The organism is Massilia sp. X63, from assembly GCF_041023745.1.
Classification (GTDB): domain Bacteria; phylum Pseudomonadota; class Gammaproteobacteria; order Burkholderiales; family Burkholderiaceae_D; genus Telluria.
This window is the reverse complement of the sequence record NZ_JBFTEF010000005.1, coordinates 204354-224341: the sequence shown is the minus strand read 5'-3', so window position 1 is coordinate 224341 and position 19988 is coordinate 204354. Positions and strand designations below refer to the sequence as shown.

The window sequence follows — 19988 nt, the reverse complement described above, 5'->3', positions numbered from 1 at the left end:
ACAAAAAGAAACCTATGGGTTACATAAAGGGCGGTATCGGTATCTTTTTGGAGGCGAGGGCGCTCGCGGGTTCAGGCCAGCGGCAACCAGACCGTGAAGGTGCAGCCGGTGCCCGGCCCGTCGCTGTGCGCATGCACCTCGCCGCCGTGCAGGGCCACCATGGTCCGCACCAGCGCCAGGCCGATGCCCAGGCCGCCCTGCGAGCGGTCCGGCGTGCGTTCGGCCTGGGTGAACAGGTCGAACACCTCGGGCAGCAGGCCGGCGTCGATGCCGATGCCGTCGTCCACCACGCACAGCCGCACGCGCTCGCCGTCGCGCGTCGCGCGCAGGGCGATCGCGCCGCCCTGCGGGGTGTACTTGGCGGCGTTGTTGAGCAGGTTGGCGATCACCTGCACCAGGCGGGTGCCGTCGCCATGGACGCGCGCCTCGGCCAGGTCGGCCTCCACCTCGACCTCCAGGGCGTGTCCGCGCGCGGCGAACAGGGGACGCGACTGCTCGACGGCGCTGGCGAGCACCGGCTCGATCCCGACCAGGCCCTTGTCGAGCTTGATCAAGCCGCGCGTCACGCGCGATACGTCGAGCAGGTCGTTCACCAGCGTGGTCATGTGCCGCACCTGGCGCGCGATCACCTCGCTCGAAGCACGGATGCGCTCGGGACTGGCGGCCAGCTTCAGCAGTTCGGCGGCGGAAGCGATCGGCGCCAGCGGATTGCGCAGCTCGTGCGCCAGCATGGCGAGGAACTCGTCCTTGCGCCGGTCCTGCTCGCGCAGCGAGCGGTACAGCTGGGCGTTGGCGAAGCCGGTGGCGGCGATCGCGGCCAGCTGCGCCAGCACGGCTTCGTCCTGCTCGTCGAAGGTGGCGCCGGGCTTGCCGGCGACCCGGACGCGGCCGATCCGGCGGCCCTTGCGGTCGAGCAGGGGAACGTCCAGCGTGTCCTGCGGCGTCCCCGGCGGGGCTTCCCGCGCCGGCTTGCGCATCGCGGGCGCGTCCCCCGCCTCGCCGTCCAGCACGACCTCCACCTCCACCGCGCCGAGCAGGGCACGCACCTCCTGCGCCAGCGCCGCGGCGATGTCCTCGCTGGACAGCGCCGTGTGCAGGGCGCGCGTGGCGCCCGCTACCCTGGCCAGCAGGGCGGACTGGCGCTGCTCGCGGTCCAGCTTGCGTGCGAGTCCTTCGCGCTGCGTCACGCTGTCGTGGATGTCGCGGTTGGCGCCGACCCATTCGCGTACGGCGCCGTTCGGGCCGAGGATCGGGATGCCCTTGACGGCGGTCCAGCGGTAGCTGCCGTCGACGCGGCGCAGCCGGTATTCGGTCTCGTAGGTGGCGTAGGTGGCGATCGAGGTGGTCCAGACCTGGCGTGCGCGTTCGCGGTCGTCGGGGTGGATGGCGTCGAGCCAGCCGTGGCCGCACCACTCGTCGTAGCGCTGTCCGGTGAAGGCGCGCCACGACGGCGAATCCTCGAGGATGCGCCCGTCGGCGGTGCTGGTCCAGACGATCTGCGAGGTGGCCATGGCCAGGGTGCGGAAGCGTTCCTCGCGTTCGCGCAAGGCGTTTTCCGCCTCCACGCGCGCGGTGATGTCCTCGTGCATCAGCATGACTTCGACCACCCGGCCGGCGCCGTCCTTGATCGGATGGGCGTGCGCGGTGACCCAGCGCGCGCGCCCGCTATCCCCGAGCGCGGCGGTGTCATAGTGGATCGCGGGGAGTTCGACCGATTCGCCGGCCAGTGCCCGGGCCAGGCCGGCGGCGACGCCGGTGGCGATCAGCTGGGGATCGCGCAGCAGGTTGTACTCCCGGCTCATCACATGGCGCATCAGGTCGCTGCCCTCGTGGATGTGCCAGAGCGCTTCCCAGGCCCGGTTCACCTGCACCGTATAGCCCTCCGGGTCGAGGAGCTGGAGGCTGACCGGCGCCTGTTCGAACAGTTCCCGGAAGCGGACTTCCGGATAGGCGGGAGCGGCAGCGCCTGCGGGGGCGGGCGGTTGGTGGTGGATGGACATGCGGGCTGTTCTTGTCTTGTCGGTGGAACGGAAGGCGCCGGTGCGGCGAGGCCGGCGGCTTCGGCGTGCGCATCATGTCATAGTTTTTGTTTGCGGTGGGACATATACGTACAGCATATGCCTGCGCACGATGCGCCCTGCGCCTTTCCGGCAGGACGCATGGATTAGCGGCGCCGGCGCGCTAGAAAGCCGGCCCGGTCGAGGCAGCGGCGCCGGCGTCCGTCGGCGCGGCGGACGGAGCATCGGGCGCGGAAACCGGCGGCGCCAGTTCGATGTGGGCGAAGGACAGCCTGCCGCGCCCGCCATGCTTGGAAGCGTAGAGCGCGTCGTCGGCCGCCTGCATCAGCCCTTCCAGGTCGGCGCCGCTGCGCGGGAAGCTGGCGACGCCGATGCTGGCCCCGACGGCGCCGTCCGCCATGTTCGGGTGCAGGGCCGGCTGCACGCAGGCGATGAGGCGGGCGCCGATGGCGGCGAGGTCGTGGCGCGTGCATTCGCCGTCCACCAGGACCACGAATTCGTCGCCGCCCAGGCGCGCCAGGAATTCGCCGCCGCGCAGCGCCGCCTGGAAGCGGATCGCCACTTCCTTCAGCACCTCGTCGCCGACCGCGTGGCCGTGGGTGTCGTTGACCTGCTTGAAGCGGTCCAGATCGATGGAGAGCAGGGTGAAGGGCTTGCCATTGCGCTGGCTGCGGGCCAGCAGCCGGCTCGCCCAGCGCTCGAAGAAACGCCGGTTGGGCAGCCCGGTGAGGACGTCGTGCGAGGCCTCCAGGGCCAGGCGTCCGGCCAGTTCGGTGTTGCTGCGCGCGGCGGCCGACAGCGAGCGCCATGCGTGCAGCGCCATCGCCACCACGGTCGAGAGCATCAGCACCAGGATCACGGCGGCGCGCAGCAGGCGCTGGTTGAAACCGTCCATGACCGCGTCGCGGGCCTGGCGCAGGCGCTCCACTTCTTCCCCGATGAGCCGGCGGGCTTCGAGCATCTTTTGCCGGCCGAAGCCTTCGCGCACGATGTCGACGGCGGCGGAGTGGTCGCCGCGCTTCTTGAGCTGCACCGTGCGTTCCATCTCGTCGAGCTTGCTGTCGGCGATGTGGGCGAGCTTGCGCACGCTGGCGACGAAGGCCGGGTCGCGGTAGCCGGACTGCTCGGCCTGCGCCAAGCTGTCGCGGACGCCGTTGCGCCCGACGAGGTAGGGCTCGAGGTAGGCCGGATCGCCGGTCAGGAGGTAGCCGCGCTGGCCGGTTTCGGCATTCAGCAGGTGCATCATGAGGTTGCGGACCTGGATGCGCGCCGTGTCGTTCTGCCGCAGCTGTCCCATCGCATCGCGCAGCTCGGCGACCTCGTGGACGAAGAAGATGCTCATTGCCGCGATGATGCAGAGCGCAAGGACCAGGGTGGTGGCGCTGCGGCGAAGGGGCAGGGCTGGCACGACGTAGGACGTGGGCATGACGATAGGCGGCAATCCGAATGCGCGTATGTTATCCCAACGTAAGAGAATTCCTACAGGAACTTGTTATTCCAGCCACGAAAGATTATGAACATGTAACAAATGTCCAACATGCGGGCCCGGACGACCCGCGCTGCTCAGTGGCCGCGGCGCTGCACCAGCGCCGTGCCGACGCCATGGCGTTTGCCTTCGCTCACCGCCGTGACGGTGCCGTCCGGGTTGAAGACCAGCGCGTTCGCGGCGCCGATCTCCTCGGGATCGGCTTCCCAGCGGTGGCCGAAGCGCTCCAGTGCGCGCGCCTGCTCGCTGCCGGCGAAGCCCGGTTCGATCGAGGTGGCCTCGCCGTTGCGCTCCGAGATGCGCGGCGCGTTCAGGGCCTGGTCCATCGGCATGCCGAGGTCGACGTAGTTGAAGATGGTCTGCAGCACCGTGGTGATGATGGTGGCGCCGCCCGGGCTGCCGATGGTGAAGGCCGGCTTGCCGTCCTTCAGGGCGATGGTGGGCGCCATGCTCGAGCGCGGGCGCTTGCCGGCTTCGGGCACGTTCGGGTGCGGGCCGCTGAAGTCGAAGTCGGTCATCTCGTTGTTCAGCAGGAAGCCGTAGCCCGGCACGACGATGCCGCTGCCGCCCCAGGATTCGATGGTGAAGGTATACGACACCACGTTGCCGTCCTTGTCCGACACGGTCAGGTGGGTGGTGTGGGCGTTCTCCAGGTGCAGGCGCGCCGACTGCGGCCGCAGCGGCACGCTCTGGTCGTTCTGGTAGCCGTAGGGGTCGCCGGGGGCCGCGTTGCGCGCGGCGCGCTGCTGGATCTGCTTGCGGCGCTGGGCCGCGTAGTCCTTCGACATCAGGCCGGCCACCGGGGCGTCGATGTATTCGGGGTCGGCCAGGTAGGCATTGCGGTCGGCGAAGGCCAGCCGGCTGGCCTCGATGTACAGGTGTTCGGCCTGGGCGCGCGGCAGGCGCTGCAGGTCGTAGCCTTCGAGGATGTTGAGGGCCTCGGCGACGGTCGCGCCGCCGCTGCTGGGCGGCGCCATGCCGTAGATCTCGTAGCCGCGGTAGGTGCTGCGCAGCGGCTGGCGGATGCGCGCCTCATAGTTGGCCAGGTCGGCCATGGTCATGTGGCCGGCGCGCGCGCGCTTGCCCGGCGCGAACGGCGGCTTGTTGACGGCGGCGACGATGGCGCGCGCGATCGGCCCTTCATAGAAGGCCTTTGCGCCGCCCTGGGCGATCTCGCGGTAGGCCCTGGCCATGTCCGGATTGCGGATCAGGGCGCCCGGCTGCACGGCCTTGCCCTTACGCAGGTAGAGTGCGCTGGTGGGTGCGTACAGCTGAAATTTTCTTTCATTCTGGGCGGTCAAATGACTGAATATTTCAGTCACGCGGTAGCCCTTGTCGGCCACCTCGATGGCCGGGGCCAGCACCTGCTTGAAGCGCATGCTGCCGTAGCGCTCCAGCGCTTCGTGCCAGCCGCGCACGGTGCCGGGCACGCCGACCGAGGCGCCGCTTGCCACCGCTTCTTCGAAATCGATCGGCTTGCCGTTCTCGAGGAAGGCGTTCGGACTGAAGCTGGCGGGTGCGGTTTCGCGGTGGTCGATGGTGATGACGCGCTTGTCCTTGGCGAGGTAGATCATCATGAAGCCGCCGCCGCCGATGCCGCAGCTGAACGGATCGGTCACGCCCAGGGTCGCGGCGGCGGCCACCGCCGCATCGATGGCGTTGCCGCCCTGGTCGAGGATCCGGATCGCCGATTGCGAGGCCTGTTCGCTGATGGTGGCGACCGCGCCGCCGGTGCCGGTGGCCACTGGCGTCTTTGCGAGCGCGGGCGGCGAGCCCAGGACGATGGACAGGGTCAGCCCGCAGGCGAGCAGGGTCGCTTTCATGGGTCCTCCCGGCAGCGCTTACTGCGCGTACATGTTGAAGGTGACCGGATACGACGCCGGCGCCGCTCCTGCCATGCCGCGCGGCGGCGGCGGCGTCAGGTGGTCGAGCTCGATGCGCGAACCGCGCAGCGCCGGCGACATGTAGCCGGGCTGGCCCTGCACCAGGTAGAAGGACTGGGCCACGCTGCCGATGCGCATGGTGAAGCGGTAGACCAGGCGTCCCGGCCAGATGCAGCGCACATTGTCCGGACAGCGGCTGTCTTCCGCCCCTTCGTAGGTGATGGTAAGGCGCTCTGCCAGCGGCAGCACCTGGCGTTCGGTCAGGGTGTAGCGCGCTTCGGGCAGGCGGTCGCGGGGGGCGGCGCAGCCGCCGGCGAGGGCAGCCAGCGCCAGGCCGGCGCAGCCGAGGGTGAGAACACGGAGCAGGGAGTGCATGCGATGTCCATCGGGTTGATTTTTTGGAATCTCCATCATAGCAAAGCTGCCGCGCCGTGGTCGCGCACGGGGTGTGCGGCCGCGTCGCACTGTTATCCGGACGGTCACATTGCGGTCATATTCGCGCACTAGACTTTGCCGCGTGGTCCCCGAGGGACAGCCACATACCCCCATCAACCAGCAATAGGAATAACAAGCCCATGTTCAAGAAGATCCTCGCCGCTGCCGCTTCCGCCACCATCGCCGCCGCCGTGCTCGCGATGCCGGCCGCCCACGCCGCCGACATGACCGGCGCCGGCGCGACCTTCCCGTACCCGATCTACGCCAAGTGGGCCGAGGCCTACAAGGCCGCCACCGGCAACGGCCTGAACTACCAGTCGGTCGGTTCGGGCGCGGGCATCAAGCAGATCAAGGCGAAAACCGTCGACTTCGGCGCCTCCGACATGCCGCTCAAGGCCGAAGAGCTGGATGAAGCCGGCCTGATGCAGTTCCCGGCCATCATGGGCGGCGTGGTCGCGGTGGTCAACGTCGACGGCGTCCAGCCGGGCCAGCTGAAGCTGACCGGCCCGGTGCTGGCCGACATCTACCTGGGCAAGATCACCAAGTGGAACGCCCAGCCGATCGCCGCGCTGAACCCGGGCGTGAAACTGCCGGACGCCGACATCACCGTCGTGCACCGCGCCGATTCCTCGGGCACCTCCTTCCTGTTCACCGACTACCTGTCCAAGACCAGCCCGGCCTGGAAGGAAGGCGTCGGCGCCGGCACCAGCGTGAAGTGGGCCGTGGGCGTGGGCGGCAAGGGCAACGAGGGCGTGGCCGCCAACGTGCAGCGCATCAAGGGCGCGATCGGCTACGTCGAGTGGGCCTACGCCAAGAAGAACAAGCTGGCGCACACCCAGCTGAAGAACAAGGACGGCAGCTTCCTGCAGCCGGACGACGACGCCTTCAAGGCCGCCGCCGCCGGCGCCGAGTGGACCCGCGCGCCGGGCTTCGGCGTGGTGCTGACCGACCAGGCGGGCAAGCAGAGCTGGCCGATCACCGGCGTGTCCTACATCCTGATGCACAAGACCCAGGCCGACGCCAGCAAGGGCGCCGAAGTGGTGAAGTTCTTCGACTGGGCCTTCAAGAACGGCGCCCCGGCCGCCGCCGAGCTGGACTACGTGCCGATGCCGGCATCGGTGGTCAAGCTGGTGCAGGCCAATTGGAAGGCCAACCTGAAGGACGCAGCGGGCAAGGCGGTCTACTGATCGTTCGAACCTGGAGTTGAATCGTAGGGCGGTCGGCGGCGCCGACCGCGCGTTCGACTCACGTCAGCGGGCTGCACCTCCTTTCTTGCTCTGTTTGAACGCATGTCCGGCATGGCCGAACACCCTACATCATGACTACCGCTAACACGATCGTCCTGGTGGTCGACGACAAGCCGGCCATCGCCGAGCTGCTCAAGTTTTCGCTGCACGAAGACGAGTGGATCTGGCATAGCGTACCGAGCCTGGCGCAAGCCTGGGATTTCATCGGGCGCGAGCGCCCCGAACTGCTGCTGCAGGAATCGATGCTGCGCCAGGAAGGCGGCCTGCGCCTGCTGGCGCGCCTGCGCGGCGAACGCGGCCTGCGCGGCAGGCCGGTGATGCTGCTGGCCGCCGCATGCGGCGAAGGCGAACGCGCGCCGGCGCCGGCGTTCACGCCCCAGGCGCCGCCGGAACCGGCGCCCGACGAACACCTGCTGCGCTCGGGCCGCCTGGTGCTGGACCCGCTCAGCTGCAGCGTCCGGGTCGGCAACCACAAGGTCGAGGTGCGCCACGCCGAATACCGGCTGCTGCGCTTCCTGCTGTGCCACCCGGGCCAGGTGTTCTCGCGCGCCCAGCTGCTCGAGCAGCTGTGGGAGTCGCACGATACCCTCGACCAGCGCACCGTCGACGTTCACGTGCTGCGCCTGCGCAAGGCGCTGGGACGCGCCAAGTCCTTGATCAAGACCGTGCGCGGGGCGGGCTACATGCTGTCCCCGGCCTGATGCGGCCGTGTCACAAGGCTGACATGTTTGCTAATTAGACTGGCGGAAACATCGCGTTCCATCAGCCTCATGAGCCTCCACGTCCCCCGTCCGCATTTCCTCGCACCGTCCCGCACCAACCGATACCTCGTCCTTGTCTGGCCGGCCCTTGCGGTGCTGCTCTGCGCGGCCCTGTGGAGCGCCACCGTGCTGCGCGCCGATGCCGAGCACGCACGCGCCGAGGCCCAGGCGCGCAAGGAGGCCGGCGCCTATGCCGACGCCTACGAGCAGTACGTCACGCGCTCGGTCGGGCAGATGGACCAGGTCACGATGCAGCTGAAGTTCAGCTGGGAGAAAGGGCGCGCGCCCGGCGCCAGGCTGGGACTGCTGGACGAGCTGCGGCGCGACGGCATGTTCACCGACGACGCCTTCCGCGTGGTCGCCATCGTCGACCGCGACGGCATGGTGCGGGCCTCGACGCGCCCGGCGCTGCTCGGCGCCGACCTGTCGGCGGGACCGTATTTCGTCCAGCACCGCAACCACATCTCGACCGCGCTGCGGATCGGCGCGGCGCCGCCGCAGATCGCGCACGAAGGCGAGGGCGGAGAACTGGTGCTGTTCACGCGCCGCCTCGATACCCGCGACGACGAGTTCGACGGCATCGTGCTGATGGCGGTGGACGCGCGCTACTTCACCTCCTTCGTCAGCCCGGCCACGCTGGGCGCGGGCGGCGTGGCGGCGCTGGCCGGCCGCGAAGGGCGCCTGCATGCCGAGCAGCACAGCGACGGCGCGGCCTTCCTGGACAGCCGCACCAGGCTGCTGCCGGCGCAGGACGGCCTGTGGCCGGCAGCAGCCGGGCGCGGCGTGCGCCTGGTGCAGGGACGGGATGGGCGCGCGCGCGTGCTCGGCTGGCGCCAATCGGGCGCCTACCCGCTGGTGGCGCTGGTCGCGCTGGCGCACGACGCGGCGCTGGCGCCGGCTGCCGCGGCCTGGGTCGACAGCCGCGACCGCGCCATCGCCATCAGCGCCTGCCTGCTGCTGCTCGGCGCCGCCGGATCGTTGCTGGCGCGCCGCGCCGTGCTGCGCGAGCGCGAGCAGGAACAGGTGCAGCGCGCCTACCGCACCGCCACCGAAAGCGGCAACGACGGCTTCTACATGGCCGCCGCGGTGCGCGGGCGCGACGGCGAGATCGCGGACTTCCGCATCGTCGACTGCAACGAGCGCGGCGCCTTCTTCTACGGGATGACGCGCGCCGACCTGGTCGGCAGCAGCCTGGCGCAGGTCGACAGCGCGCTGTTCGGCGAAGCGCTGCTCGACACCTACCGCAAGGCGATGGAGAGCGGCTTCCACGAGGACGACCGCCGCATGCCCCTGGACAACCGCCTGAACATCAGCTGGGGACGGCGGCGCCTGGTGCGGGTCGGGAACGGCCTCGCGGTGACGCTGCAGGACATCAGCGAGCGCAAGGCCCACGAGCACCAGATGGAGCGCCTGGCCAGGGAGGATACGCTGACCGGCCTGGCCACGCGCCACGCTTTTCTGGCCGCGATGCCGGCCATCCTGGCGCAGGCGCGCAGCAATGAAGACGGCCTGGCGCTGCTGTTCATCGACCTGGACGAGTTCAAGCACGTCAACGACAGCCACGGCCACGCCACCGGCGACCAGCTGCTGAAGTCCGCCGCCCAGCGCCTGCTGTCGCTGCTGCGCCCGACGGATGGGGTGGCGCGCTTCGGCGGCGACGAATTCCTGGTGCTGCTGCACCCCTGCGAGGGCGAGCGTCAGGCGGCCTCGGTGGCGGCGCGCATCGTCGAGGCCTTCGGGGTGCCCTTCCTGATCGGCGACGAGCTGCACGCGGTGGGCGCCTCGATCGGCATCAGCATGTTCCCGCGCGACGGCGACGATGCCGAGACCCTGGTGCGCCACAGCGACATCGCGATGTACGCCGGCAAGAACGAAGGCAAGGGCCAATACCGTTTCTTCGACCCGGCCCTGTCGAACACCCTGAATTCGCGCGCGCGCCTGAAGCAGCGCCTGCTGGAGGCGATCGAGCATGGCCAGTTCATGCTGGTCTACCAGCCGCGCGTGGATGCCCACAGCGGCGAGCTGCTGAGCATGGAGGCGCTGCTGCGCTGGCGCCATCCGGAGCTGGGCCTGGTGGCGCCGGGCGACTTCATCCCGCTGGCCGAGAGCACCGGCCTGATTCGTCGCATCGGCGAGATCGTGATCGACCTCGCCTGCGCCCAGCTGGCGGCCTGGCGCGAGGCCGGCGCCGCCCTGGTGCCGGTGTCGATCAACGTCTCGCCGCGCCAGTTCCTGGGCGGCGGGGTGCAGCGCCACCTGGGCGGCGCCATGGCGCGCCACCGCGTGCCGGCCAGCCTGATCGAAGTCGAGATCACCGAGTCGGCCATGATGGGCGACCACGAGGACATCCTGGCCGAACTGGCCGCCCTGCGCGCGCTCGGCGTCAAGCTGCACGTGGACGATTTCGGCACCGGCTATTCCTCGCTGTCGCAGCTGCAGCGCCTGAAGATGGACGTGCTGAAGGTGGACCGCGCCTTCACCACGGAGCTCGGCAATTCGAAGGAGGGCAGGGTGTTCTTCCAGGCCATCGTCTCGATGGCGCACGCGCTCGGCATGGCGGTGGTGGCCGAGGGCGTCGAGACCGCCGAGCAGCTCGACATCCTGCGCGAGCTCGACTGCAACGAGGTGCAGGGCTACTACATCGCGCGCCCGGTGCCGCCCGCCGAGATGCTGGAAATGATGCAACGGCGCTTCCTGCTGGCCCCCGCGGCGGCGCCCGTTGCGCTTGCGCCGGCAGGTGTTTCCTTCTAGAATGCCCACACCCTATGGGGAGTAGCCTCCTCCTGCGCAATGCGGGAGGGCCCGTGTCAACATACTCGCTTCATGCCGAAGCGTGGCGCGGGCAGCCTAGCGGTTGGCGAGACCATCGGCCCATCCGCGCCTTGTCGGGCGTGCGGGTGCGCCCTTGCGTTCTGCTGATAACTCGCCCGACCGGAACCCCAGCATGACCTTCACCGCCCTGATCTTCCTTGCCCTTGCGATGTCGACCGACGCCTTTGCCGCGGCGATCGCCAAGGGCGCCGCCCTGCGCAAGCCCGGCCTGCCGCAAGCACTGCGTATCGGCCTGCTGTTCGGCTGCATCGAAACCATCACGCCGCTGATCGGCTGGGCCCTGGGCTCGCTGGCCGCCGACGCCATCCGCCAGTGGGACCACTGGATCGCCTTCGTCCTGCTGCTGGGCCTGGGCGGGCGCATGTTCTGGCTGTCCTTCGGCGAGGACGACGAAGAGGAAGCCTCGGCCGGCTCGCAGAACCTGGCGGTGCTGGTGCTGACCGCGGTGGCGACCAGCATCGATGCGATGGCGGTCGGCGTCGGCCTGGCCTTCGTCGACGTCTCGATCGTGCATGCGGCGATCGCGATCGGCATCTCGACCACCGTGATGGTCACGATCGGCGTGCTGCTCGGCCGGCGCCTGGGCGCGGCCGTGGGCCGCAACGCCGAGCGCATCGGGGGCGTGGTGCTGGTGCTGGTCGGCACCACCATCCTGATCGAGCACCTGTCGAACTGAGCGGCGTCCCGCGTGCCGCCGCGCTCGCGCCGGCACGCATGGTATACTCGCGCCGTCATGTATCCCGACATCGTATGAGACGAATTCTCGTCATCTTCCTGATCCTGCTGTTCCCCCTGAACGTGTTCGCGCTCTCGCTATCCGCCTCTACGGCGCAGCCGGGCGGCGCGCACGAGCACGCCACCGCCGTGCTGTCCGCCGGTGCCGATGCGCTTGCCGATGCGGAAGCGCGCGGCGACGTCGACCCCGACGAACCGCCTTCGGTCGCCGATCTCCACGACCTCGTGAACCAGGAACGCGTGCTGCACCTGGCCGGTCCCTGCGCCGGCGCGGCGGCGCCGCGCGATCCCGCACGCACCGGCCTGTCCCTGCCGCCTCCCTTCAAGCCACCCCGGCTCGCCTGATCCGGGGGCCATGCCCCGTCCCGTCCGGCCGGTCCGGCAAGCGCCACGCTTGCCGGCGGCTCTCACTGTTTACATTTGATAAGGCAAGCAAGATGGAATGGCTATTCGACCCCACGATCTGGGTGGGTTTGCTGACACTGGTGCTCCTGGAAATCGTCCTGGGCATCGACAACCTGATTTTTATCGCCATCCTGGCGGACAAGCTGCCGCCGCACCAGCGCGACAGGGCGCGCCTGATCGGCCTGTCGCTGGCCATGGCGATGCGCCTCGGCCTGCTCACCATCGTCTCCTGGCTGGTCACCCTGACCGCGCCGCTGTTCTCGCTCGGCTCGCAGGCCTTCTCGGGGCGCGACCTGATTCTGCTGGTCGGCGGCCTGTTCCTGCTGTTCAAGGCCACCGTCGAGCTGCATGAGCGCCTCGAAGGCGTCACCCATGCCCAGTCCGGCCCTCGGGTGTATGCCGGCTTCGCCGCGGTGGTGGCGCAGATCGTGGTGCTCGATGCCGTGTTCTCGCTCGACGCGGTGATCACGGCGGTGGGCATGGTCGACGAACTGGGCGTGATGATGGCCGCGGTGGTCATCTCGATCGGCATCATGATCCTGGCCTCGAAGCCGCTGACCCGTTTCGTCAACGCCCACCCGACCGTGGTGGTGCTGTGCCTGAGCTTCCTGCTGATGATCGGCCTGAGCCTGGTGGCCGAGGGCCTGGGCTTCCACATCCCGAAGGGCTACCTGTATGCGGCGATCGGCTTCTCGATCCTGATCGAGGCCCTGAACCAGTTCGCGCGCCGTAACTTCCTGAAGAACCAGGCGCGCCTGCCGCTGCGCGAGCGCACCGCCGACACGGTGCTGCGCCTGCTCGGCAAGCACCGCGCCGCCGCCGAGGAAGCGCCCGCCAGCGAGGAGGCTGCCGCGCGCGACACCTTCGCCGTCGAGGAGCGCAACATGGTCAGCGGGGTGCTGACCCTGGCCGACCGCTCGATCCGCTCGATCATGACGCCGCGCTCGGAGATGTCCTGGGTGAACCTGGACCAGGAACCGGGGATCATCCTCCAGCAGCTGCAGAAAACCCCGCACAACCAGCTGCCGGTCTGCCGCGGCGACGTCGACGAGGTGCTCGGGGTGGCGCGTACCAAGGACCTGATCGGCGCGCTGCTGCTGTACCGCCGGATCGACCCGGCGCAGGCGTCCCTGCTCAGGAAGCCGATCTACCTGCCCGACACGGCCGGGGTACTGAAGGCGATGGAGGCGCTCAAGCGCGCCCGCGGCCAGCTGGTGCTGGTGGCGGACGAATACGGCGTGGTGCAGGGACTGCTCACGCCGATCGACATCCTGGAAGCGATCGCCGGCGAATTCCCGGACGAGGACGAGCAGCCGGCGCTGCGACTGCAGGCGCCGGGCCACTGGGAAGCCGACGGCGCGGCCGACCTGCACCTGCTGGAACAGGTGCTGGAGACCGATGCGCTGGTGGGCGAGGACGCGGTCTACACCTCGCTGGCCGGCTTCCTGCTGGCGCGCTTCGAAACCCTGCCCGCCGCCGGCCAGGCGGTCGAGGTGGACGGGCTGCGCTTCGAGATCCTCGCGGTCGAGGACCGGCGCATCGCCCGGGTCGCGATCCGGCGCCTGGCCGGGGAGGCCGAGGCGCAGGAGCGCTAGCCGCCTGTTCCGGCGTGCGGCGGTTCGGGCTCAGGCGGCCAGGCGCGCGATCAGCTCGCGCAGCGCCAGGCCGCCGCCGGCGATCAGCACGCCGAAGTACAGGATGGTGAGGACGTTGCTGATATGGCCCAGCAGCACGCAGACGCCGTCGCGCTGCAGCAGGCCGATCGCCAGGAACAGCAGGGCCACCGCCGGGAAGGTATTGCTGAACGGGATCAGGCCGAAGGGCATCATCAGGAGCACGGCGCCCAGGATCAGGGCGGCGTTGTTCAGGTGCTGGACCGAACCGCCGGCCACCAGCCATGGAATGCGGTTGGGCTTGCTGACCCGCTCGATCTTGCCGAGCCAGGACAGGGATTTGCGCAAGAGCGGACGCAATTTCTTGGTGGCGATGGTGCGATGCTTCAGGCGCGCCGGGATCCACAGCTCGCGCCCGAACAGGCGGCTCAGGCCGATGAGCAGGATGGCGGCGCCGAACACCGTGCTCACGCCGGGGATCGAGACCGGGATCAGGAAGACCAGGGTCAGCAGGGCGGCCAGGATCAGCAGGCCGTCGTTGCCGACACGGTGGATCAGTTCGCTCAGCGTGATGCCGGTGGGCGGCAGCGAGCGCACCAGGTTGCGGAGCTTCCGTGAAATCGGTTCGGCTTGCATTGCGTGTTCTTTCGTCTTGCGGTGGAAGTGGTTCATGGATCGCGGCGCACGGGCGCCCAAGGTCGGGCAATAGTATAGAGCACGCCAGGACGTGCTCAGCGTCCTGGACGGAACACGAATGTGAAGTTGCTCAGCCGCGCCGGGCCGCTTCGATCGCGGCGACGTCGATCTTGCCCATCGTCATCATCGCTTCGAAGACCCGCTTGGCCACCGCCGGGTCGGGATCGGCCAGGCCGTCGGTGAGCACGCGCGGCGTGATCTGCCAGGACAGGCCCCAGCGGTCCTGGCACCAGCCGCAATCGCTCGGCTGGCCGCCATTGCCGACGATGGCGTTCCACAGGCGGTCGGTTTCTTGCTGGTCGTCGGTGGCGATCTGGAAGGAGAAGGCCGGGCTGTGCTGGAAGGCCGGTCCGCCGTTCAGGCCGATGCAGGACACGCCGGCCACGGTGAACGCGACCGTCAGCACGTCGCCCTGCTTGCCGACCGGGTAGTCGCTGGGCGCGCGGAAGACCTGGCCCACCGCGCTGTCCGGGAAGGTAGCGGCATAGAACTGCGCCGCTTCCAGCGCGGTTCCGTTGAACCAGAGGCAAATCGTGTTCTTGCTGACCATGGGCATGTCTCCAATCGTTGGCATATCGGGTGGGAAGCTCGCGCGCCAGCATAACGCAAACGCGCGGCCGTCCGGCAGCCGCCGCGGTCCGACTTATGGGAGATCAGCCCCGGTGCTGTCAGGCATCAGTCGAGGTCGGCCGCGTCGTGGCGTTCCGGCACTTGCTCTTCGGGATTGCCACGCACGCGGTTGACCTTGCGGCCGCGCATGACGGCCGGGCGCGCCGCGACTTCGTCGGCCCAGCGGCGCACGTGTTTGTACTCGTGCACCGACAGGAATTCGCCGGCCTCGTACAGCTCGCCGCGCACCATGCCGCCATACCAGGGCCAGATCGCCATGTCGGCAATCGTGTATTCATTGCCTGCGACGAAGCGGTTCTCGGCCAGCTGGCGCTCCAGCACGTCGAGCTGGCGCTTGGTTTCCATGGCATAGCGGTCGATCGGGTACTGCAGCTTCTCCGGTGCATAGGCGTAGAAGTGGCCGAAGCCGCCGCCCACGAAAGGCGCCGAACCCATCTGCCAGAACAGCCAGTTCAGGGTCTCGGTGCGGGCCGGGATCTCCTTCGGCAGGAAGGCGCCGAACTTCTCGGCTAGGTAGACCAGGATCGAACCGGACTCGAACACGCGCACTGGCTCGGGCCCGCTGCGGTCGACCATGGCCGGGATCTTCGAGTTCGGGTTGATCGCCACGAAGCCGCTCGAGAACTGGGCGCCTTCGTTGATCTTGATGAGCCAGGCGTCATACTCCGCGCCCGTGTGGCCGAGGGCCAGCAGTTCCTCCAGCATGATGGTCACCTTCACGCCGTTCGGCGTGGCCAGCGAGTACAGCTGCAGCGGGTGCTTGCCGACCGGGAGCTCGGCCTCGTGGGTCGGGCCGGCGACCGGGCGGTTGATGTTGGCAAAAGTGCCGCCGGAAGCGGCAGGCGGGGTCCAGACTGTCGGCGGCACATAGGGATCGGTCATCGGGCGCTCCTTGGGCATCTGATCAAAGCGATCATTCTAGCCGGCGCGGGCGGGACGTGCCGGACGCGCCGGAAAAGGTACTTCGTTACAGTGTGCGACTTTTCTGCTCGGGCAATGTGCGATAGTGAGCAGAACGGCGCCCCAGGCAAAGCCCGGACGCAAGCCGACAAAAATAGGGAGATTACCGAGGAGGATGCATGTCGGACCGGAGACGTTTCAACGATGTCTTGACAGCGAGTAGGTCGCTTGCGCTGGGCTTGTTGTTCATGGGGCCAGGCGCTGCGCATGCCGGCGACACGACCAGGACGGTCAAGCTTGCTGCCGATGCTCCTGGCAATATAAGGACTGAAACATGCTCGCGCCCCGAGTATCCTGAGCAGGAATTGAAACAGAACCGCCAGGGGACAGTAACGCTGCGCTTCCTGATCGGCGCCGACGGCACCGTCAAGCGATCCCTGGTCCAGGCTTCTTCAGGTTCCCCTGCACTTGACGAGGCCGCGCTCGTCGGACTCTCCAAGTGCCGCTTCAATCCGCCACGGGTCGACGGTAAACCGGTCGACGCCTGGACTGCCATCCAATACGTGTGGAAGCCGCAATAAATCGTCTACGGCTTCGCTAAAAGATCCTGCTGTAAGCTCAATCATCCAACGGGTAGTTTTCAATGCGATCAATTTGTCTCATGGCCGTTGTGCTTCTTTCGCTGCTGAGTACGAGCACGGCGCAGGCCCAGAAGACGATCGTGCTCGGTGCAATCGACAAGCTGGAGTTCGTGAAGGAGGGCACGGAGTATTGCCCTGTAACCTGTCCGCGTCTCGAGACGACAGAGGGCGGCGTCACCCGGATCTGCCTGTCGCGGCACGGGGACTGTCAACTGGTCAGTCTCCGGGTGATCGAGGTCCTGGCGGGTGCCGACCCCGGCGCTACCGTCGTAGGCAAGTCCAAGTTGGGCGAATTCAACCGACCGACGATACCGATGGAAACGCGCCTGGTTCTCGCCGACATCGACAAGCAGGGATTCGCCAGCTATATCGGCGCCACCTATTCCCACGAGGGCGTGCTATTGCTACCGAAATCCTGGGCCATGGTCGATGGGATCGATCTGCTGCCAATGAAAGATGAACGCGGCTTCGTGCCGCTGGAACGACTCCGCCAGCGCTTGCGTGCCGGACGCTAGCGCGTCCTTCCCTCAATCCAATCTGCTCGCTGCCGCAGCCACGAGCAGCAATGAAAAAAACCGCCGCAGCGGGTTTTTTCAGTACATCGGGGTCAGGTCTGACATTTAGACACGAGCTGAGCAAGACGATCGAGCAACCCTCGAGCTCGTGTCCGATTGTCAGACCTGACCCCCACCCTACACAGCCACGAGCACCAATGAAAAAACCCGCCGCAGCGGGTTCTTTTCAGGGACTGGACGACGTTTACACGTAAGCCGCCAGCGCTCCCTTCATCTTCTTCAGCGCAGCCGATTCGATCTGGCGGATGCGCTCGGCCGACACGCCGAACTCTTCGGCCAGGGTGTGCAGCGTGGCGCCCGAACCGTCGTCATTGGCCAGCCAGCGCGCTTCGACGATGCGGCGCGAACGCGGGTCCAGCTTGCCCAGCGCGGTCTCCAGGCCTTCCGACTGCAGGCGGTCGACCTGTTCGGCCTCCAGCACGCGGGTCGGCTCCTGCTGCTCGGACGACAGGTAGGCGATCGGGGCGAACTTGTCGTCGTCGTCGTCGGTCGGCGATTCGAGGGCGATGTCGCGGCCCGACAGGCGGGTTTCCATCTCGATCACTTCCTCGCGCTTGACGTCGAGCATCTTCGCCAGCTCGTCGACCTGGCTCGGGGTCATGGTGTCGAGGCCAACCTTGTTGCTGCGCAGGTTGAAGAACAGCTTGCGCTGGGCCTTGGTCGTGGCGACCTTCACCAGGCGCCAGTTCTTCAGGATGTATTCGTGCATCTCGGCCTTGATCCAGTGCATCGCGTACGACACGAGACGCACGCCCTGGTTCGGGTCGAAACGCTTGACTGCCTTCATCAGGCCGATGTTGCCTTCCTGGATCAGGTCGGCGTGCGGCAGGCCGTAGCCGAGGTAGCCGCGCGCGATCGATACCACCAGGCGCAGGTGCGAGAGCACCAGCTTCTGGGCGGCGTCGAGGTCATTCTTTTCCCGCAGCGACTTCGCCAGCGAAACTTCTTCTTCGTGGGTGAGCATCGGCAGGCGATTGACGGCCGAGATGTAGGCGTCAATATTGCCGAGATTGCCGGTAAAACCCAGGTTCAGGGCGCGACTGCCGGCAGGGACCAATGCGGATTGTGCGGACATGTTCATTTCCCTCGTAGTAATCTTGCTACACCCTTAATGTGCCACGGACCCATGCCGCGCGACACCAGCGTTACTGCTTGTTACTCGGGTGCTTTCCTTGATTTCGCTGTATTCGAGACATATATTAGCACTCTCGCCGGGGGAGTGCTAGGCAAGGCATCGATTTATCGAAATCGATTAAGTCTGGCTAAAGTATTGCTTATGGGAATCAAAATTGCATCGTTTTTACTGTAGAGCAGGCGATCCGGATTTGATTGATCCAGATCAAATGTGAACAAAAAACGGCTGGAAATCGTATTAGGGACAGGTTAAAGGCCCAGGATAGGGCCTTCTGTTGGATGGCGCACCTTCACCAGGGGCGGCCTGTAGGAGTAGCGCTCGTCTGAGCGTAGGGTGAACAGCAGGGGGGGCGTTCCAGAGCAGGCGCGGACGGCCGGGCCGCCCGCGCAAGCCAGATGTCAGCGCACGCGCGCCAGGTGACGCTGCACCGACAGCATGGCCCCGATCAGCCCGAGCCCGGCACTGATCGCCAGCACGCCGGCCGTCTCCAGCGCGCCGAGCGGGGCCAGCTGGAATGCCGAGGCATACAACTTGGCGAAATCGGCAATCGCGGCGTTCAGCGGGCGCAAGGCCAGCATCACCGCGCCCAGCGCCACCATGCCTGCGCACAGGCCGAGCAGGGCGCCCGTGTAGTAGAAGGGGCGGTGGATGAAGTTGTCGGTGGCGCCCAGCAGCTTCGAGACGGCGATCTCTTCCTTCTGGGTCAGCACCTGCAGCCGGACCGTGTTGAATACCACCGCGATCACCACGACGCCCAGCGTCAGGGCCAGCAGCAGCAGCGCCAGGCGCAGGATGGCCAGCATCGCGGCCAGGCGCTTGACCCAGGCCGAATCGACCTGCACCACGTCCACGCCCGGCAGCGCGCGCAGCTGCTCGGTGATGGCGTCGACCTGGCCGGCGGCGTTGCTGCCGTCCAGGCGCATCCGGTAGCTGTCCGGCAGCGGGTTGTCGCCCAGCGTGTCGATCACGTCGCCCAGGCCGCTCTGCTCCTTCATCGAGGCCAGGGCTTCCTCGCGCGGGACGAAGGCCACGTCGGCCTTGCCGCCGGCGGCGGCGATCGCCTTGATGCGCGGCTGCAGGGCGGCCGCTTCCTCGCGCGTGGCCTCGAGCTTCATGAACACGCTGATTTCGGGATCGACCGACAGCTGTTCGGACAGCGGGCGCACGTTGTCGAGCAGGGTGATGCCGGCAAAGGGCAGCATCAGGGCAAAGGCGACCACGAGCACGTTGAACAGGAAGCTGCCCGGCGACTTGCGCACCGTGGACAGGGCTGCGCCAAAAGCGAAGCGGTGTTGGCGGACCCACGGGCTCATGCTGCACCTCCGCTGCGGCCGGCAGGGACCAGCTGGCCCTGCTCCAGGCGGATCACCCGCGCCGTCGCGCTGTCGAGCACCTGGTCGTCATGGGTCGAGATCACGCAGGTCACGCCCACGGCGTTGAAGGCGCGCAGCGCGTCCAGCACCTTGTCGGCCGCCACGCGGTCGAGGTTGGCGGTCGGCTCGTCGGCCAGGATGATCTGCGGACGGTTGACGATGGCGCGCGCCACCGCCACGCGCTGTTGCTCGCCGCCGGACAGTTCCAGCGGCATCGCCCTGGCGCGCTGTTCCAGGCCCACCTTGTCGAGGGCCGCGCGGGCGCGCTGTTCCGCCAGCGCCTTCGGGGCGCCGGTGACGAGCAGGGGCAGCATCACGTTGGCCAGGATGTTGCGGTCGTTGAGCAGGCGCTGGTGCTGGAAGATCAGCCCCAGGTTACGGCGCAGGAAGGGGATGCCGGCCTTGCCGATGCGGCCGATGTCCTTGCCGTTGACGGTGACCGTGCCGCTGGTGGGGCGCTCGACGGCGGCCACCATCTTCATCAGGGTCGACTTGCCCGCGCCCGACGGGCCGGCCAGGTAGACCAGCTCGCCCTTGGCGATCTCGAGGGACACCTCGCGCAAGGCATAGGCATCGGTGGAATATTGCTTGGAGACGGACTGGAATTCGATCATCGAGGGCCG

18 protein-coding genes and 1 riboswitch are annotated in these 19988 nt (G+C 67.9%); of the genes, 8 read left to right on the top strand and 10 right to left on the bottom strand.

Annotated features, from left to right (window positions below; all coding sequences use genetic code 11):
* Nucleotides 1-71: 71 nt before the first annotated feature.
* From AB3347_RS12380 to AB3347_RS12365, 4 genes are all read right to left on the bottom strand, one after another.
* Complete coding sequence (locus tag AB3347_RS12380; protein ID WP_369092108.1) at nt 72-2000, bottom strand: PAS domain S-box protein; 1929 nt, start codon at nt 1998-2000, stop codon at nt 72-74.
* Nucleotides 2001-2181: 181 nt separating this feature from the next.
* Nucleotides 2182-3444 (bottom strand): diguanylate cyclase, encoded by a 1263-nt coding sequence (locus tag AB3347_RS12375; RefSeq protein WP_369092107.1) that lies wholly within the window; start codon nt 3442-3444, stop codon nt 2182-2184.
* Nucleotides 3445-3581: 137 nt separating this feature from the next.
* A complete protein-coding gene (gene ggt / locus AB3347_RS12370; RefSeq protein WP_369092106.1) occupies nt 3582-5327 on the bottom strand; it encodes a gamma-glutamyltransferase in 1746 nt (581 codons plus the stop codon).
* Nucleotides 5328-5345: 18 nt separating this feature from the next.
* The gene (locus tag AB3347_RS12365) at nt 5346-5762 is read right to left on the bottom strand and encodes a hypothetical protein (RefSeq protein ID WP_369092105.1); all 417 of its coding nucleotides are present in this window, start codon (nt 5760-5762) and stop codon (nt 5346-5348) included.
* Nucleotides 5763-5962: 200 nt separating this feature from the next.
* Here AB3347_RS12365 and pstS point away from each other — a divergent pair, with 200 nt between their 5' ends.
* From pstS to AB3347_RS12335, 6 genes are all read left to right on the top strand, one after another.
* On the top strand, nt 5963-7009 hold the full coding sequence (pstS, locus tag AB3347_RS12360; protein WP_369092104.1) for a phosphate ABC transporter substrate-binding protein PstS: 1047 nt from the start codon (nt 5963-5965) through the stop codon (nt 7007-7009).
* A gap of 131 nt (nt 7010-7140) precedes the next feature.
* On the top strand, nt 7141-7770 hold the full coding sequence (locus AB3347_RS12355; RefSeq protein ID WP_369092103.1) for a winged-helix domain-containing protein: 630 nt from the start codon (nt 7141-7143) through the stop codon (nt 7768-7770).
* Between the two features lie 69 nt (nt 7771-7839).
* Nucleotides 7840-10581 (top strand): EAL domain-containing protein, encoded by a 2742-nt coding sequence (locus AB3347_RS12350; protein ID WP_369092102.1) that lies wholly within the window; start codon nt 7840-7842, stop codon nt 10579-10581.
* 4 nt (nt 10582-10585) lie between these two features.
* Nucleotides 10586-10759: riboswitch (yybP-ykoY riboswitch) on the top strand.
* A gap of 15 nt (nt 10760-10774) precedes the next feature.
* A complete protein-coding gene (locus AB3347_RS12345) occupies nt 10775-11338 on the top strand; it encodes a manganese efflux pump MntP family protein (RefSeq protein ID WP_369092101.1) in 564 nt (187 codons plus the stop codon).
* 74 nt (nt 11339-11412) lie between these two features.
* Nucleotides 11413-11742: a hypothetical protein gene (locus AB3347_RS12340; protein ID WP_369092100.1), complete on the top strand. Its 330-nt coding sequence runs from the start codon at nt 11413-11415 to the stop codon at nt 11740-11742.
* A 92-nt stretch (nt 11743-11834) separates the two neighbouring features.
* A complete protein-coding gene (locus AB3347_RS12335; protein ID WP_369092099.1) occupies nt 11835-13397 on the top strand; it encodes a transporter associated domain-containing protein in 1563 nt (520 codons plus the stop codon).
* 30 nt (nt 13398-13427) lie between these two features.
* Here the strand turns inward: AB3347_RS12335 and AB3347_RS12330 are convergent, their stop codons facing one another.
* From AB3347_RS12330 to yghU, 3 genes are all read right to left on the bottom strand, one after another.
* Nucleotides 13428-14051 (bottom strand): exopolysaccharide biosynthesis protein, encoded by a 624-nt coding sequence (locus tag AB3347_RS12330; RefSeq protein ID WP_369092098.1) that lies wholly within the window; start codon nt 14049-14051, stop codon nt 13428-13430.
* A 130-nt stretch (nt 14052-14181) separates the two neighbouring features.
* A complete protein-coding gene (locus tag AB3347_RS12325) occupies nt 14182-14661 on the bottom strand; it encodes a VOC family protein (RefSeq protein ID WP_369092097.1) in 480 nt (159 codons plus the stop codon).
* A 125-nt stretch (nt 14662-14786) separates the two neighbouring features.
* Nucleotides 14787-15623, bottom strand: a complete 837-nt coding sequence (gene yghU, locus AB3347_RS12320) for a glutathione-dependent disulfide-bond oxidoreductase (RefSeq protein WP_369092096.1) — start codon at nt 15621-15623, stop codon at nt 14787-14789.
* A gap of 197 nt (nt 15624-15820) precedes the next feature.
* Between yghU and AB3347_RS12315 the strand changes: the two genes are divergently transcribed.
* Nucleotides 15821-16222 carry an energy transducer TonB gene (locus AB3347_RS12315; RefSeq protein ID WP_369092095.1) on the top strand — a complete coding sequence of 134 codons (402 nt, stop codon included), beginning with the start codon at nt 15821-15823 and terminating at the stop codon, nt 16220-16222.
* An 80-nt stretch (nt 16223-16302) separates the two neighbouring features.
* Nucleotides 16303-16797, top strand: a complete 495-nt coding sequence (locus AB3347_RS12310; protein WP_369092094.1) for a hypothetical protein — start codon at nt 16303-16305, stop codon at nt 16795-16797.
* A 244-nt stretch (nt 16798-17041) separates the two neighbouring features.
* Here the strand turns inward: AB3347_RS12310 and rpoH are convergent, their stop codons facing one another.
* From rpoH to AB3347_RS12295, 3 genes are all read right to left on the bottom strand, one after another.
* Entirely contained in the window at nt 17042-17932 is an 891-nt protein-coding gene (gene rpoH, locus AB3347_RS12305; RefSeq protein ID WP_369092093.1) for an RNA polymerase sigma factor RpoH, read from the bottom strand.
* 458 nt (nt 17933-18390) lie between these two features.
* The gene (gene ftsX, locus AB3347_RS12300) at nt 18391-19305 is read right to left on the bottom strand and encodes a permease-like cell division protein FtsX (protein ID WP_369092092.1); all 915 of its coding nucleotides are present in this window, start codon (nt 19303-19305) and stop codon (nt 18391-18393) included.
* A complete protein-coding gene (locus tag AB3347_RS12295; protein ID WP_369092091.1) occupies nt 19302-19979 on the bottom strand; it encodes a cell division ATP-binding protein FtsE in 678 nt (225 codons plus the stop codon). The genes ftsX and AB3347_RS12295 overlap by 4 nt, the downstream gene beginning before the upstream one ends.
* Nucleotides 19980-19988 lie beyond the last annotated feature (9 nt).

Bases quoted from the DNA above. Each gene is read 5' to 3' on its own strand.
- AB3347_RS12330 (WP_369092098.1), bottom strand. From the start codon at position 14,051: ATGCAAGCCGAACCGATTTCACGGAAGCTCCGCAACCTGGTGCGCTCG.
- rpoH (WP_369092093.1), bottom strand. From the start codon at position 17,932: ATGTCCGCACAATCCGCATTGGTCCCTGCCGGCAGTCGCGCCCTGAAC.
- AB3347_RS12315 (WP_369092095.1), top strand. From the start codon at position 15,821: ATGTCGGACCGGAGACGTTTCAACGATGTCTTGACAGCGAGTAGGTCG.
- yghU (WP_369092096.1), bottom strand. From the start codon at position 15,623: ATGACCGATCCCTATGTGCCGCCGACAGTCTGGACCCCGCCTGCCGCT.
- ggt (WP_369092106.1), bottom strand. From the start codon at position 5,327: ATGAAAGCGACCCTGCTCGCCTGCGGGCTGACCCTGTCCATCGTCCTG.
- AB3347_RS12355 (WP_369092103.1), top strand. From the start codon at position 7,141: ATGACTACCGCTAACACGATCGTCCTGGTGGTCGACGACAAGCCGGCC.
- AB3347_RS12380 (WP_369092108.1), bottom strand. From the start codon at position 2,000: ATGTCCATCCACCACCAACCGCCCGCCCCCGCAGGCGCTGCCGCTCCC.
- AB3347_RS12365 (WP_369092105.1), bottom strand. From the start codon at position 5,762: ATGCACTCCCTGCTCCGTGTTCTCACCCTCGGCTGCGCCGGCCTGGCG.
- AB3347_RS12295 (WP_369092091.1), bottom strand. From the start codon at position 19,979: ATGATCGAATTCCAGTCCGTCTCCAAGCAATATTCCACCGATGCCTAT.
- ftsX (WP_369092092.1), bottom strand. From the start codon at position 19,305: ATGAGCCCGTGGGTCCGCCAACACCGCTTCGCTTTTGGCGCAGCCCTG.
- pstS (WP_369092104.1), top strand. From the start codon at position 5,963: ATGTTCAAGAAGATCCTCGCCGCTGCCGCTTCCGCCACCATCGCCGCC.
- AB3347_RS12350 (WP_369092102.1), top strand. From the start codon at position 7,840: ATGAGCCTCCACGTCCCCCGTCCGCATTTCCTCGCACCGTCCCGCACC.
- AB3347_RS12375 (WP_369092107.1), bottom strand. From the start codon at position 3,444: ATGCCCACGTCCTACGTCGTGCCAGCCCTGCCCCTTCGCCGCAGCGCC.
- AB3347_RS12310 (WP_369092094.1), top strand. From the start codon at position 16,303: ATGGCCGTTGTGCTTCTTTCGCTGCTGAGTACGAGCACGGCGCAGGCC.
- AB3347_RS12325 (WP_369092097.1), bottom strand. From the start codon at position 14,661: ATGGTCAGCAAGAACACGATTTGCCTCTGGTTCAACGGAACCGCGCTG.
- AB3347_RS12345 (WP_369092101.1), top strand. From the start codon at position 10,775: ATGACCTTCACCGCCCTGATCTTCCTTGCCCTTGCGATGTCGACCGAC.
- AB3347_RS12335 (WP_369092099.1), top strand. From the start codon at position 11,835: ATGGAATGGCTATTCGACCCCACGATCTGGGTGGGTTTGCTGACACTG.
- AB3347_RS12340 (WP_369092100.1), top strand. From the start codon at position 11,413: ATGAGACGAATTCTCGTCATCTTCCTGATCCTGCTGTTCCCCCTGAAC.